Source organism: Acetobacter musti (assembly GCF_011516835.1).
Taxonomy (GTDB): Bacteria; Pseudomonadota; Alphaproteobacteria; order Acetobacterales; family Acetobacteraceae; genus Acetobacter; species Acetobacter musti.
Window position 1 is genome coordinate 1 of sequence record NZ_WOTB01000053.1, and the last position, 15,648, is coordinate 15,648.

The window sequence follows — 15,648 nt, forward strand, 5'->3', positions numbered from 1 at the left end:
TTCGGGGCATCTCTCCACTGAAGCCCGTTGCGGATCACGTAAACGATCCCGCTCAGAACACGACGGTCATCCACCCGTGCCACACCATGCGCCAGCGGAAAAAACGGCCTGGCGACATGGCCATTTTCCATGATATGGTGAACTGATCGACGGCCGACTCTACGGTGCAACCGGTTTTCTTAGCGTGCAGGATTATCCTCATGTAAGGGCCTGGGCCGATCGCCTTTTGACACGATCAGCCGTGCAACGAGGCTGTATGGTTAATCGGCTGGGCAGCGGATCCGTCCGCTCAGCATGAGCGCCATGACGCATCGGACTTTGCGACGCGGACGCAAGACAAGGTCATACAGATCTCGCATACACGATACAGGCATGCAGCCGGCCAATCCGAAAGATAGTGCTTTGTCTCAGCACCGTACTTTTTCTGACCAGCCGGCGATCTGACTGAAACAATTCCACCAGAACTTACCGGAAAGCCCCGGTACAGAGGCCTGCATGGCATATACTCTCACAAAATAAATACATCAGAATATCTCATATATCCAAAATATATTCCGAATATGAAATTAATTAAAAACAATAAACTTAAAGTTTAACATCGAAAATAGTGTTGCACTAAAGAAACATTGTTTTATATATGCATAGCATTTTGTTTTTACATTGTTGCCAAATCTATACACAAAAGCTTTTGTTCCCCGATCTTTTTCTGAGGCGAGGGACATGATCTCGAAACGACATATTCTTTTATCCGGCGCGGTGTCCCTTCTGGCCGTTCATTCTCTCGCGACTGCGGCGACGGTTGGAAAACAGGGGGTCAGACATCCCAGGCATTCGCCGGCAGTCACGAGGGCGCCGGCGGCACGCGCCGAGCCGGTGGGACCCGTGGCGTTATCGAAAACAGGTCAAGGCAACGCCGTGGCAGCGTTAAGGACGCATGATGCGGCCCAGGAGGCGCCAGAGACTGTGATCGTCACCGGCTCCCACGCCTACAATCGGACGGCGCGCAACAGTTCGGCTCCGGTAACGGTGATTTCCTCGGCGGTACTGCGACGGTCGGGGCAACTGAATCTCGCGGATGCGATCACGCGGGTCGATCCGTCGATCACCATGCAGAGCATGGGCGGGGATGCGGGGGCGCTGACATCGTCGATCCGGATGCGGGGACTGAATCCGAATGAAGTTCTGGTACTCGTGGACGGCAAGCGGCGGCATACGACATCCAATATCTACGCCGATGGCGGTCCGGAGCAGGGCTCAACGCCGGTGGATCTGAACATGATCCCTGCCGGGGCGATCGATCATATCGAGGTGCTGCGGGACGGCGCGGCGGCACTCTATGGCTCGGATGCGATCGCGGGGGTCGTGAACATCATCACGAAAAAGACCGATCACGGGCTCAATGTGGTCGCCCAGACGGGGGCCAATGCCTATAACGGCGACGGCTGGCAGTATCTGGTTGGCGCGGACGGCGGAATGAAGCTGGGAAATGATGGCTTTCTGCATCTGACCGGTCAGGCCTATCACACGGATTTCTTCGTTTCCAAATCACGCGGAACGGACGATCATCGCTGGACGGAAGGGGCATCCTGGCCGGCAAACTCCAATCACAGTCTGATGGTTCCGGAAGAGACGCGGGGCAATCTGTCGCTGGAATGGGGCAAGCCCGTCACGGAGCATATCCAGTCCTACGGTCTGATCACATACGCGCATCGTCATGCGGAGGCGTATGAGAATTATCGTCTCCCGAGTATTGCCCCGAGCTATTATCCGGCCGGTTTTTCGCCGCTGGAGATCATGGACGAGGATGATTTCCAGGCCAATCTGGGGCTGAAGGGAGACAATTTCCTTGGCTTTGACTGGGATCTGAGCACGCTTTACGGCCAGGACGGCTCGAAGATCGACAACAAGGACACGATCAATACAGGCTGGCTGGCGGCTTACGGCTCCTCACCTACGCAGGTCCGGGCGCTGAATTACCGACTGGCGCAGTGGACGAGCAATTTCGATATGCGCCGGAATTTCAGCATCGCGCATACGGTACCGGTGACGCTCGCAATGGGCGCGGAGCATCGGCTTGAGATGTATGACATCAAAGCCGGTGAACCGGCCTCCTATCTTTATGGCGGGACGGCGGGCTATGCCGGGCTGACGCCGCAGAACGCGGGAAGCTGGCAGCGCAATGTCTGGGCCGGCTATATCGACGGAGACTTTCATCCGACGAAGCACTGGGACCTCGATTTCGCCGGGCGCTTCGAGCATTACACGGACTTCGGCAATACCGAGACCGGAAAGATCACAACGCGGTATGACATCACGAAACGTATTGCCGTGCGCGCGACGATCAGTAACGGATTCCGCGCGCCGACTTTGCCTGAGGAACATTTCAGTTCTCTGAATGTGAGCGCGACAGGGGCGACGGGGCTGCTCTCACCGTCCAGCGCGGCGGGGCAGTTTATCGGCGCGAACAAACTGAAGCCGGAACGGTCAACCAATGCTGAAGGTGGAATTGTTATCGAACCTGTCGATGGATTTCATGTATCGGCGGATGTCTATCAGATCAATCTGCGCGACCGGATCATCGGGGCGCAATCCATCAACGGTCAGACAGCCTATGATGCGATCGCGTTGACGGGCGTCGAGGTTCCGACCGGAGCGGGCGTGGACATCAACGACATCAATGCCAGTTATCTGGCGAACGCGGCGAGCACGCGGACGCAGGGGCTGGATATTCAGGCGGATTATCGTCTGCGGCTGCATCGTTATGGCACGCTGGATTTGTCCATGATGCTGAACCTGAACCGGACGCGGATTCATCATGTCAACACGAATGCCTTCGGAAACGCGATGGCCAGCGCACAGACGATTGCCTGGCTGACGACCGCGTCACCGCGCAGCAAGATTATCCTCAATGCTTACTGGACTGTCGGTAAGTGGGATGTGAATGTGCGTCAGACACGCTACGGGCAGACGTCCTCCATGCTCTCCTATGAGGATCTGGCACCGTCCCCGATCCGGTATTCGACGACACAGTTCGCGCCGTTCATCAATTCGCCGATGTGGCTGACGGATCTGGAAGTGGGCTACCGGATCAATTCGCACTGGCATGTTGCTGTCGGGGCCAACAATATTTTCAATGTGCGGCCAAGGCGGCTGAACCCGCTCAACAATTACCTCGGGCCACGAATGTACGACCAGTACGCTTCGGGGATCTCTTTTACCGGCGGCTATTATTACGGGCGGGTGAATGTATCATTCTGAGATTGTCTGACCGGGATATGAATTTTTCAGAGTATTTTATTTTGTTCCTACAGGCAGAGTTCCGCCCTGAAACCCGGAAGGGGTCGCGGCCCCTTTGCGGGTTCAGGCAAAGTCCGGGGTAACCGTCGGGCGGGAAGCCTTGCTGTTTAACGCCTTTAAATAACGTCCATCCCAGACATAAAAATATCTTGTTTAATATCAGACACATTCTCTGCTGAATTCATGTTCTGTGTTTTCAGCAGGGACTGCCGATGCCCATCCGCCGCCGCGCTTTTCTCGCAGGTTTACTCCCGGTCTCCGTCATGCCTTTGCTTTCCCCGCATGTGCGGGCAGCTGCATCGTTGCGTGTGGGCGATCAGAAGGGAGGCGCGCATGCCCTTCTCACGGCAGCCGGCCTTGCAGGCCGGGCGTCTTTTCCGCTGCAATGGAGCCTGTTCGCCGGCGCACCCATGCTGATCCAGGCGTTGACGGCCGGAGCGGCAGACGTGGGCGTGATTGGTGACGCGCCTCTTGTCTTTGCGCAGGCGGGCGGAAGCCCGGTCAGAGCTGTTGGCGCCATTCAGACGGACGGTACAATGACCGCTGTCGTGGTGCGCAGGGACAGTCCCATACGCAACGTGCGTGACCTCAGGGGACGGTCCGTCGCGACACTGAAGAGCCAGACCGGGCATTATCTGACACTCGCAGCCCTGCGCGATGCCGGGCTTCGTGACGATGATGTCCGCTTTGTTTTCATTTCACCCGCCGCCGCGAAAATGGCGCTGCAGACTGGCAGCGTCGACGCCTGGGCCACATGGGGTCCTTACATTGCCGAAGCGAAAACTGAAGACGGTGCAAGAGAAATCGTGAATGGTGGCCGCCTCATGAGTGGTCTGAGCTATATCGTGGCCACGACTGACGCGCTCCAGACGCGACGGGACGACATCATTGCCTATGCCCGGCTCCTGCGCGACGGCCACGCATGGATGCTGACCCATGCTGAAGACTACGCCGTGGCATGGGGCCGGGAAACCGGACTTTCCCTTCCCGTGGCACGGCAGGTCGTCAGGGCCACGATGGCGAGAGTCACGCCGATCGACCGGAACATCATTCGAAAGCAGCAGATCGTTTCCGATTTCATGGCGGCGACGAACATGATTCCAGCCCCACTGGATACGAACGCCGTGGTCGATACAACCGTTACCTTTTGAGGAACTGAGCTTCGATGGCATCGTCAGGTATCGAACGTATTCCTTTTGCGCCTGAGGCATATTTCACCGACTCGTCAACAAATGACGACGCATGGCGGGCGCCAGACCAAGAACATCGACGTCGTTCTGGAAAAGGGCGGTTCGCCGCGATTTCTCCGTATGACAATATCTTGCGCTGATCTGCGACTGTAAGGCAGAGCATCCGGCCACAACCCGAGAATTATTTTATTGCAGACAGAAGGTCGATTATCCGGGGAGAATCAGTCTGGAATGGTAAATGATCTGTCGTAGAACCGCGACACGTCTATGTCCACCGGAATGACACCGGCGGCATGGTACAGATCCACTACTTTCTGGTGTGTGACAATCGCCGTGTCCGTTACCGATGGAAGCGGTTTCATCTGCATCCGGGACACTGTGCGTCGCGCAACCCCGATCGGAATGCCGGTATCCCGCGCAAAACCCAACGCCCTTTCTTCCGGGTGTGCTTCGCCCCATGCGACGGCCCTGCCGACCCGCGCCATGAAATCTGTCAGTTCGGCCCGCCTGGTGCTGATCGCGGAAGTTCCGGCAATGCCGCATTCCACTTCATCAATCACACCGTGGGCGGTGAGAATAATCCGTGCATGATCCTGCAACTCGGCCATCGCCGCATAGGGATCCCATATGGCCCACGCATCAATACTGCCATTGGCCAGAGCCGACCGGGCATTGGCTGCCGACAGCGGCACGGCAATAATATCCTCAGTCTTCATACTTTCACGACGAAGCGCCGCCAGAATGAGCAGATGGCCGGGAGATCCCTTCACGAAGGCAACCCGCCTGCCGGCAAGATCGCGCATTGTGCGGGCAGCGCTGCTCTCCGGCACGAGCAGGGCATCGGATACACCATCTACGGTCCAGACCGTAATCGCCCTGACCGGGCTTCCTGCCGCGAATGCGAATGTCGCCGTAGCATCACCCACATAACCGAAATCGAGCGCTCCTGCTCCGATTGCTGCAATCAGCGGTGCCCCGACAGGAAACGATGCCCACTGAATACGATACGGGAGTCCTTCCAGCTGACCGGCCACTCTGAGCAGCGAACGCACGCCGCCGCGCTGATCCCCGACACGCAGGGTGGAGAAACCGTTTCCATCCACGGCACCTGTGTCTTCCGCTGCAGCTGCCGGCCACTCCGGCAGGAGCGGCAAAAGAGACGCGCCAAGCAGTGTCCGGCGGGAAAAAAGCGCCTTCATTCTCGCATTTCCTTTGTCTGCCCGCTTCAGAATGTTCTGCTGTCATGGCGCTTGCGCATCAGCCGGTGCTCCGTCTTCACGAAGGCCGTTTTCCTTGCCTGCCTGCAGAAGAAGGGCATAACGGGCGGAAGAAATTTCCACCCCCTGCCTCAGCAGAGGACCAAGCTTCCAGAAATAACGAAGCGGATCATCCGTGCCGCCATCCCAGCCGTAGTCATGGCGGATACGTCCCACAGGATCGGAGTCGAGAGCGCTGCGGGGTATCGCGTCCGGATCGCCGACAGCGACGTAAATGGCATCCTGAGGGCAATAGAGTTCACACAGAAAGCACGTCTGGCACTGATCCGGTCTTGCAATGAGCGGCAGTTCACCGGGCGACCCCACATCGAATACATGATCGGGACAGGCAGAAACACAGGTGTTGCAAGCCGTGCATCGCGTCGCGAGAATTTCGATCACAGCGCCAGCTCCGACACCGGAGCTTCTTCCCGCTGTGTGTACACAGTTTCCAGACCGCCCGTGATGAGCCTTCGGGACCAGTCAGTGTCCTGACCCGGATAATCCTCCCGAATGTGCATCCCGCGACTTTCTTTACGCGCCAGAGCGGCTGCATTGCACCATCTGGCAGTAGCGGCCATAGCAGCAGTTTCCCGTGCGGCGACGGCATCCAGGCCTTCACCCCGCAGGCTGCCGCAAACGTCTTCCCAGGCGTCCTCAAGCCACTTAGCTGACATGGAGAGCTTTGCCTCGCTGCGCCAGAGCGCTTTGTCCGGATCCAGGATTTCAGCCTGTGCGGTCTGTACAACGGCTTTCCGGTCAACCGGACGAACTGCTCCCGTCGGATGCAACCCCGCACCTCCCATGGACAACAGGCGACTTTGGCGGTCACTATGGCTGCGACGCGCCGCTGCGGATGACGCAGCCTGTCCTGAGAGCACGCCGGACGAAAGCGCCCAGGCGGCGTTCTGCGCCCCGCCCCCGCTCGTGGCCCCGGCAATATGTTCCCGCGTAGCAGCATCGCCTGCTGCAAAGAGACCGGGGACAGACGTCGCGCAACAGGCATCAGCAATACGCAGGCCACCCGTTCCACGGATCGTGCCTTCACCGAACAGTTTCACTTCAAAGCGGTCACGAAACATATCAAGGCCCCGTCGTTCGAAGGCCGCGACCGTTGCCGGCTGAATCTCCCGGATCACGCCAGGAAGCTCCCGCGGCGCTTCATGCAGATCCGCGTAAACCGGTCCCGAGCGGAAGGCTGCTGCCAGAGAGCAGAGATATTCACGCGGGCGGTCCCATCCCGGAGTATCCAGCTGCCGTCCAGCGGCATCAAAGAAACGCGCTCCGGTATAAGGCAGGGTCCGGGTACTCAGCCATGCGGGCGAAATGGAATAGGCTATACAGAATTCCATGCCTGACAGCTCCGCACCTGCCTCCACACCCATCAGATAGCCATCCCCGGTATTGGAATAACTTCCGAGAAGTCCGGAACGAAACGCACAGCCGCCTGTCGCCAGGATGACCGCACCGGCTCTGGCGCGCCACGGCCTGTCCGCCAGGCGATCATGCCCGGCAGCACCGCCAATGGACCCGTCAGGGCGTGCGAGCAGCTCCAGAACCGGATGATGATCCAGTATCCTGACTCCCAGTGATGTAGCGTAATGCCGGAGAGCCCGCAGATATTCCGGCCCCCGCAGTCCGGAACGGTAGACTCCGCCCTGACCATCTCCGGAGAAAGGATACCAGGGCTCAAGTTCAGGAATCGAGCGCCATGTAATATCGATAATCCTTGCCATCCACGTGGGATCGGCCAGACCGAACGCTGTTTCCAGACGTTTGCGGACAGCGGCTTCCCTCCGGCCCGCATCCGGTGGAACCCACCAGTGATTTGGACCGGCGGTTGCTGTCACGCCACTGGTTCCCATGAACCCCTTGTCCGCGACGACAACCGCCGCGCCCGTCTTTGCAGCCGCGACAGCAGCCCATCCCGCGGCCATACCACCGCCAACAATAAGGACATCTGCGCTGATCTCGTCCATATCCGCTGTCTTTCTGTCAGGATGTTCAAAAATCACAGTGCATACTCATCGTGATCTGCCGGTAACGACGTGACCGTGCGGTTGTCTGACAGCGACGGAGAATGTACCAGCACCGGAATTAAACGCATGAAACGGTCCCGCTCCTGATGACAAGACTGCGTTCTTCCACGAACACCTTCCGGCAACCAGCAAGTTTTCCTCTTTTCTGTTGTTACGAAATGAAATCGGAGCGCTTCATCCTTTTGCTCATTGCATTCGATGCTTCAGCATTTCTCATTATTCCGCCGGGCATACGGGGGGCACTCTGAGTATCCGCATCGTCAAAGGGAAATCACCATGACATATCAGAAGCAATCCGCAGTCTTTATGGTCGTATCGCTGGAAACCTGTCTCACACTGAGGTCCGGAAAATTCTGACATGACGCAGGATCGCAGAATCAGACTTGGTCTCATTCTTCATGGTGTCGGCCGCACATGGGACGACTGGCGTCATCCGGCGCGCAACGTCCGCGCCAGCACGGATTTCGGGCTTTACCGCAGGCAGGCGCAACTGGCCGAACAGGGCAAATTTGATTTTCTCTTCGTGGCTGACAGCCTTTCGGTCAATGAGAAATCCAGTCCTCATTACCTGAACCGCTTCGAACCTCTGACTATTCTGTCTGCCCTCGCCGCCGTAACCGATCATATCGGCCTGGTGGGCACGCTGAGCGTGAGCTATACTGAACCTTTCAATGTTGCACGTCAGTTTGCATCACTTGATCACATCAGTGGTGGACGTGCGGGCTGGAACGTTGTCACGTCCTGGCTGAGTGATACGGCTGCTAATTTTGGAAAAACATCGCACCCGGCGCACAATGAACGATACCGGATCGCAGCGGAACATCTCGATGTGGTTCAGGGATTGTGGGACAGCTGGGAAGACGATGCCCTTGTGGGAGACAAGGACACCGGAGTGTTCGTTGACCCGGCGAAACTGCACCGGCTGGATCATACAGGACAATATTTCCGCGTCCGGGGACCGCTGAATATAGGACGCTCATCCCAGGGGCAGCCTGTGATTTTTCAGGCAGGGGCGTCGGAAGACGGGCGGGACTTCGCCGCGCGTCATGCAGAGGCGGTTTTCTGCGCTCCCCAGACCATAGAAGAGGCACGTCTCTATTATGCGGACCTCCGGGAACGTGCCCGCAGATTGCAGCGGGAAGCGGGCCTCCCTCTGATTTTGCCCGGCATCGCACCGATTACAGGACTTACGGAAGAAGAAGCCGAAGCTTCTTATCAGGAACTCGCAGCACTCACCTCACTTGATACAGGTCTGGGGTTCCTGTCGCGCTCCTTCAACGATCACGATTTCCGGCAATATGATCTGGATGGTCCCTTTCCCGAAGTTGAGCATATCGGCAATGAAAGCAACCAGAGCTCATCCCGTCGAATTCTGCAGCGTGTTCAGGATGGAAATCTGACGATCAGACAGATCGCCCTCGAACTGGCAACCCCGAGAGGAGATTTCACCGGCACGCCGGCTCAGGTCGCAGACGCCCTGCAAAACTGGTTCGAAACAGGAGCAGCAGACGGATTTGTGATTTTTGAACCCCTGCCAGGACAACTGGAATTATTCGTAAAGCACGTGGTACCGATCCTGCAGGAAAGGGGACTGTTTCACTCTGATTATGAACATAACACCTTCCGGGAAAACCTTGATGTGCCGTTCCCGGTGAATCGCTACACGAATGCAGCGGCTCAGACCGGCTGAAATCCTGCGCTTCCCTCTCCGTCCTGTCCGGGCTGCGTCATTCACAACGCAGCCCCTGCTTTGCGGTCATTCCTGGAACCATACAAGATGACAACATCCTCTGAGCGCGTAGCAGAGTCTTCTGTTGCACCTTTTATCCTCAACCGCTGGTCTCCAGGAGCATTTACTCCGGGCGATATCACAACCGATGAATTGCTGGATCTTCCCGATGCCGGCCGATGGGCTCCCTCTGCCTACAATGCCCAGCCCTGGCGTTTTCTTTATGCTCGGCGCGACACACCGGCCTGGGAACGGTTTCTTTCATGGCTCGTTCCGTTCAATCGCTCATGGGCTCAGAACGCATCAGAAATCGTATATATCGTGTCACGAACAGTCACTATCAGTGCCAGCACAGGTGAGCCGGTTTCTGCGCCGACACGCGCAATTGACGCCGGCGCAGCAAGCGTTCTGATCCAGCTGCAGGCGACACAAAAAGGATGGACCACGCATCCCGTCAATGGATTTGACAAGGACCTTTCTCACGCAGGTCTGGAACTCCCGAAGACTATGCCGTTCATGCCGCGATCATCGTCGGACGCAGAGGAGATACCGCACGGCTTCCGGAACATCCGCAAAACCATGAAAGATCCTCTGACCGCGTCCCGCTTGATGCCGTCGCTTTCGAAGATCGCTTCGCCGTGAAAAGCCCCGAAGAAAACTGATGTAACCTGCCGGACAATCATACCGGAGGACCTGAGCGGGATAATCACATCATTCCCGTCCGGTGTCGATTTCGTCTCTGTCGGCGATCCGTATATCGAAATCAGTAGCCGGATATTTCTGATCTCGTGAATACAATCTGATCAGAAAATCCACACCGGGTGAGCCATCCACCTCCGTCTCATCAGTCGCCATCTCAGATCTGCCTGGCAGAGCCTCTACATATCGAACCTCATGCTGAATGTCACCGTACGCGGGGCACCAGGAAAAAGCTGCAACGCCCCGCGACTGACCCAGTAACGCTCATTGCCGATATTCTCGACAGCAGCGCGGAATGTCAGCCTGTGATTATCAACATGCGTCACATACTGAGCTCCGACATTGCCAAGAATGTAGGATTGCAGATGGAATGTATTGGAAGGGTCCAGCCATCCCGCTGAAACCCAGTTCAGTCCTCCGTTCACGCTGAGCCCCTTCACTGCGGGAATAAGATAGTTCGCGGAAAAGTTCGCTTCAAAAGGCGATGTCGATTCCGCCCGCTTACCGTCATACGGCGTGCCCGCTCCGTAACGCGCGTCCAGATAGGTCAGACTTCCGGTAAGTTGCAGATCACGCGTAGCCTGAAACGTGCCACCGGCCTCAACCCCCTGATAACGGACGAGGCCGCCCTGCTGCTGTACATTGTTGGAATCAACGTAAGCCGCGATTGTGTCCAGGCGATAAAGCGCAAGCGTTCCGCTCCATCGTGACTTCTGTACTTTCACCCCCAGTTCATATTCCTGGCTGCGCATCGGGGAAAAAACCTGATAGGCGTTCAGCGCTGTCGCGGCGGCCTGTGTTCCCGATTGCATAGCCTCCACATAGCTGAAATACGCGTTCACATCGGGCGTCGGTTTATAGGACAGCGAAACAACCGGCGTGACAGGATTGTTATGCCGTGTCGCAGTTCTCTGACCGCTTCCGTTGGTGGCATAATCATTTTCAAAATAATCTGTATACCGCGCACCTGCCAGAAGCGACCATTTATGCCAGGTAATCGTGTCGCTCCAGAAAGGCGCGACTTGGGTATAATCTATATAATTGTACAATTTCGGGTTATACGAATGGGCATTCGTATTCACCGGTCTTGAAACGAAAATATTTCCGTATTCGTAGGGCTGATAATATGCAGCATTAGCATCAGCATCAGCATCAAATTTCTGATAGAGCCACATAATACCAGCAACGACATCATGATGCAGCGGACCGGTGGTAAATTTCCCTTCTGTGGTTTCCTGCACCTGGTGATAGGTAAAAACGCGGGTCATCTGGAACGGTCGGTTCAGGTAGTCTCCACGATTATCGAGAAAAGTAATTGCGTTCGACGGAAACCGTTCATCCAGATGCGTGTATCCGTAAACAAGCTTCGTATTCCAGTTTCTGGAAAAATCCCAGTCAAATCCGGTATTAAAATGCTTCAGGTCGTTCCTTTTCCAGGAGTCCTTAGCGCCCAGTTCCGACCGGCCGCTGATCGGAGTCAGGGACGTCAGGCCGCTGACCACAGTAACGCCGTTCACCATGCCGCGCTGAAGAGTATTCAGGTAAAAAGAATCAAAGTGCCATGCAAGGCTATCCGTGATTTTAACGCGAGTTGCCGCGGACATCGAGGTGGACCGGATAAAGCTGCCATTATACTGGTCACCAACCTCATTACCAAACGAGAACCGATACGTCACACGGTCTGAATTACCGACTGGTCCGCCCGCGTCGAGAGACTGTCTGAATGCAGCGTCAGAGCGATAGCCCGCTTCAAGAGACAATTTTGTCTCGGAAACGGGCTTTTTAAGCTGGAAATCGAGAACAGCGCCAGGAGAACCAAAACCATAAAGAAACGCTGACGCGCCTTTTGTAAGCTGAAACTGGCCGAAATTCGCCATCGGCAGATCGATGAACCAGTAAGGAATAGCAAACCCGTCTATCTTATAACCGTTGGTCCAGTCGAGATCGAGGCCGCGCACCCGAAAGCTCGCACCTGATGCGGTAGACCCGCCATTGGAATTCTCCTGGACGCCCGGCTCAGCCCTGAAGACGTCGTTGATATCAACGGCCTGCATCTGCTCGACTTTTGCAGCGGAAATCACACTCAGAGAAAAAGGGGTGTCAAATTCCGAACGGGAACCCAGCGCCCCCAGCGAGGTGTGCGCTGCCAGCCGTGGTCGCCGCACATGAGCTTTCACGGAAATCGTTTCAGGTGCAACGGCCTGAACTGATGACGGAGGCGAATGTGGCTGCGCGATACCTGTCTTTCCATGGGCATCAGTTTTTTTTCCGGACAGCGTCTGAGCGTGGATCGATACTGGCAAAAAAACGAGAAAACCCGATATGACGACTGACTTCCTGGGCATAAGCCCGACCGAATTCATCTTACGTTTTTCCTAAAACAGACTTTGAAACTGTCTCTGCAATGTTGCTGAGCTGCGTCATCTGGTTAGAGTAATATCTAAACAAATTCTCGTTTATTATGTAAATATAACAGTTTATTATAAATTATTGATTGGGCCATTCCATGTAATTCATTGTTGAAATACAGAAATTTCTTTTAATACATATAAAATGGCCCCGCAGGTCGCGGGGCCATCATTACTGCGTATTGCTGTTCGGCAGGAGAAAAGAATCCTGTAGAAACGAATCAGGCCGGAACGGATTCCGACGCCTCTGACGGAATATCGGATTTTATCGGACCTTTTTCCCGACGCGATTTTGTCCAGATATTTTCCGGCACCGGGAGGCCAAGGTGACCACGTAATGTATCGCTTTCGTATTCCTTTCGGAAGAGACCCCGCTGCTGCAATATCGGAATCACCCGTTCCCGGAAAAGAGCAAAATCTCCCGGTATGGTCACTCTGATGTTGAACCCGTCAGCCGCTCCCCCGACAAACCAGCGTTCGATTTCATTGGCAATTGTCTCAGGAGACCCGACAAAACTAAGTCTCCAGCTTCCATAACGGTCCGCCGCCTGTCTCAGTGTCAGCTTCTTTTCAGAAACGCCTCTGAGAATTCGCTCAGCATGCCCTTTATAACTATTGAGCGTCAGGCCGCTGACGTCAGGAAAAGGCGCGTCGGGATCATACTGACTAAAATCATGGTAGTTAAAAGCACGCCCAAGCTGTGTCAGTTTCTGCTCAAACGTCTGCAGCCCTTCACGTGAGGCTGCGATTGCCTGAGCCTTCTCATCGGTTTCGGCAATGATCGGATTGATCCCCGGCAATACCGTGATCTGTTCGGGATCGCGGCCAAGAGCTACGGCGCGTTGTTTCAGATCCGTATAATAAGAACGTGCGGAGTCAAAATCTTCCACCCCGGCAAATGTAGCCTCCGCAATACGCGCACCGAGATCACGTCCGTCGTTGCTGTCTCCAGCCTGAAAAATGACCGGCTGTCCCTGCTTCGACCGGCTGAGCGCCAGCGGACCGGCGACAGAGAGAAATTCTCCTTTGTGATTCAAAGCATGTTGTCGGGTCTTATCTAGAAAGACACCAGCTGATTTATCGGCAGGGAAAGCATCATCTTCGTAACTGTCCCACAGTCCTTTAACGACTTCGACAAACTCCAGCGCCCGCCGGTAACGCACCGCGTGGTCCAGATGCTTATCGTGACCATAATTGCGCGATGCCCCTTCCAGTCCGGTGGTGACGACATTCCATCCCGCCCGCCCATGACTGATATTGTCCAGAGAAGCGAAAAGACGGGCGACGTTATACGGCTCCCAGTAGGTCGTGGTCAGTGTGGCGACAAGACCAATTTTACTGGTAGATACAGCCAAGGCTGATAGAAGAGTCAGCGGTTCAAGTCTGTTGAGAAAGTGGGGGGCTGTGTCCGGTGTTATATAAGGACTGTCGATAATAAAGACCAGGTCAAACTTTGCATCTTCTGCCAGACGAGCGTTCCTGATATACCAGTTTATGTCTATACTGGCATTTGAAGGCAGCTCCGGATCGCGCCACTGAGAATGATCGCTGCCGACTCCGGCGAGTATCGCGCCGAATTTCAGCTGTCGCACGATTTTCTTTGTCATAGGATATTTCCTTCAAAAGCAGGGATATTTTCCGCAGCGTCTCATCCGACACTCGCAGACGACAGAGAGATGTTCTGTTGTATTGTAGAAATCGGTCAGAGGTCCGCGTACAAAGGCTCATCAGAAATAAGAACGCGATTAAGGAGGCGTGGAAACTCGCCATAATTTCTGACCGCATAATGAACGGTCGAGCGATTATCCCAGAAAGCAACGGAGCCAGGTTCCCAACCAAAGCGGACCTGATGCTCCGGTTTGCGATACTGATCAAGGATCGCCACAAGCAGTTCCCGGCTTTCCTGTAATGGAATGCCCAGGATCTGAGGATTCTGGCTGAAATTCACCCACAGAATTCTGGCTCCGGTTTCTCTGTGCGTACGGACCACCGGATGAGAGACAAGCGGGTAATAGTGACCAGCACGTGTCAGAGAGCGGCGAAAATCATGTGTGACATACAGACCTTCAAGTCTGCTCCGGATAGTTTCGGGCAGCCCTTCATAAGCAAGCCCGGCATCCACCCAAACCGTATCACCTCCGGACGCAGGCAGACGAACAGGCCGCAATACTGCTGCCCATGTGGGAACCAGACGCCAGCTTGTATCTGTATGATAAGCATCCCACTTTTCTATATGAGTGTGTTCATCATCGTAACGTTGCGGATCTTCCGCAGCGATATTGTGCAGTGCCGGTATTGATCGGGAATTTGTGGTGCTGGGATGTGTATAAAGCGCTCCGAAGCATCGTGCGAAATCTGCCTGTTGTTCAGAGGTTATGTCCTGGCTTCTGAAAAAAAGAACCTTGTATTTCAGAAGTGCAGATCGAAGTTCGTCGCGGAGTTCGTCCGGGACGGGCAGACGCAGATCAACATTTTCAATCTCGGCTCCTATTGTTGGCTGCAACACGCGTAAGGACAGCCCGGAGCGAGTTTTCTGAGCAGAAGGCACAACAGCATTCATCGGAAGTTCCTGAATCAAAGAATGGCATGACTGGCCGGATAAACTGATGTCAGGATACGGTCTGCGAATGAAAGGTCTATTCAATAAGCACAAAGCGATATGTTTATTTTATTTATCGAAGTAGTTATGGCGACAAAATAGTCGATATTTTACAGTGCCTGATATCCGTCTTGACTTAATCAGAAAATGTACCGCTACAGCATCGTCCTGAACTTTCACCCGAATATATCGTCTGTAGTCCGGATCTTCGGCTTCAATTTCACGCGGTTGCTGATAATGAGGCAGAAATCCCTAAGTGCGGACCGCCTCAAAAAGCGACGCATAACTGTAAACAGCATAAACATTGACCAATCGATGAATGAGGTGGTCCCGTCCGTTCGGACAGTTTTGCGGGCTTGATAAGCTATACCCGGTTGTTGTTATGCCGCCCTTCTGACGGCGTTGCTGTTGGCCATCTGGTCCGGGGTTAA

10 protein-coding genes and 1 pseudogene are annotated in these 15,648 nt (G+C 55.1%); 4 read left to right on the forward strand and 7 right to left on the reverse strand.

Features of this window, described 5'->3' with window-relative positions:
• The first annotated feature begins 720 nt into the window (after positions 1-720).
• The gene (locus tag GOB93_RS19605) at positions 721-3,258 is read left to right on the forward strand and encodes a TonB-dependent receptor plug domain-containing protein (RefSeq protein ID WP_173585101.1); all 2,538 of its coding nucleotides are present in this window, start codon (positions 721-723) and stop codon (positions 3,256-3,258) included.
• A 302-nt stretch (positions 3,259-3,560) separates the two neighbouring features.
• A complete protein-coding gene (locus GOB93_RS19610) occupies positions 3,561-4,448 on the forward strand; it encodes an ABC transporter substrate-binding protein (RefSeq protein WP_242010940.1) in 888 nt (295 codons plus the stop codon).
• 260 nt (positions 4,449-4,708) lie between these two features.
• Here GOB93_RS19610 and GOB93_RS19615 read toward each other — a convergent pair whose 3' ends face one another.
• Genes GOB93_RS19615 through GOB93_RS19625 form a run of 3 tightly spaced genes read right to left on the reverse strand, consistent with a single transcriptional unit; the run spans position 4,709 to position 7,722 of the window.
• A complete protein-coding gene (locus GOB93_RS19615; protein WP_173585103.1) occupies positions 4,709-5,686 on the reverse strand; it encodes an ABC transporter substrate-binding protein in 978 nt (325 codons plus the stop codon).
• 42 nt (positions 5,687-5,728) lie between these two features.
• On the reverse strand, positions 5,729-6,145 hold the full coding sequence (locus GOB93_RS19620) for a 4Fe-4S dicluster domain-containing protein (RefSeq protein ID WP_173585104.1): 417 nt from the start codon (positions 6,143-6,145) through the stop codon (positions 5,729-5,731).
• Positions 6,142-7,722: an FAD-binding protein gene (locus GOB93_RS19625; protein ID WP_173585105.1), complete on the reverse strand. Its 1,581-nt coding sequence runs from the start codon at positions 7,720-7,722 to the stop codon at positions 6,142-6,144. Before GOB93_RS19625 ends, GOB93_RS19620 begins: the two co-directional genes overlap by 4 nt.
• A 418-nt stretch (positions 7,723-8,140) precedes the next feature.
• Here GOB93_RS19625 and GOB93_RS19630 point away from each other — a divergent pair, with 418 nt between their 5' ends.
• Both GOB93_RS19630 and GOB93_RS19635 read left to right on the forward strand, forming a co-directional pair.
• Positions 8,141-9,472 (forward strand): LLM class flavin-dependent oxidoreductase, encoded by a 1,332-nt coding sequence (locus GOB93_RS19630; protein ID WP_173585106.1) that lies wholly within the window; start codon positions 8,141-8,143, stop codon positions 9,470-9,472.
• Positions 9,473-9,559: 87 nt separating this feature from the next.
• Positions 9,560-10,173: pseudogene (locus GOB93_RS19635) on the forward strand (nitroreductase family protein).
• Between the two features lie 49 nt (positions 10,174-10,222).
• On the opposite strand, the gene GOB93_RS19640 reads toward GOB93_RS19635, so the two are convergent.
• The 4 genes from GOB93_RS19640 to GOB93_RS19655 all read right to left on the reverse strand — a co-directional run bounded on the left by GOB93_RS19640 (position 10,223) and on the right by GOB93_RS19655 (position 15,178).
• Entirely contained in the window at positions 10,223-10,366 is a 144-nt protein-coding gene (locus GOB93_RS19640) for a hypothetical protein (RefSeq protein ID WP_173585107.1), read from the reverse strand.
• Positions 10,367-10,389: 23 nt separating this feature from the next.
• Positions 10,390-12,387 (reverse strand): TonB-dependent siderophore receptor, encoded by a 1,998-nt coding sequence (locus GOB93_RS19645; RefSeq protein WP_338422422.1) that lies wholly within the window; start codon positions 12,385-12,387, stop codon positions 10,390-10,392.
• Between the two features lie 452 nt (positions 12,388-12,839).
• Positions 12,840-14,225, reverse strand: a complete 1,386-nt coding sequence (locus GOB93_RS19650; RefSeq protein ID WP_173585108.1) for an LLM class flavin-dependent oxidoreductase — start codon at positions 14,223-14,225, stop codon at positions 12,840-12,842.
• A 95-nt stretch (positions 14,226-14,320) separates the two neighbouring features.
• Positions 14,321-15,178: a TauD/TfdA dioxygenase family protein gene (locus GOB93_RS19655; protein ID WP_173585109.1), complete on the reverse strand. Its 858-nt coding sequence runs from the start codon at positions 15,176-15,178 to the stop codon at positions 14,321-14,323.
• Between the last annotated feature and the right edge of the window lie 470 nt (positions 15,179-15,648).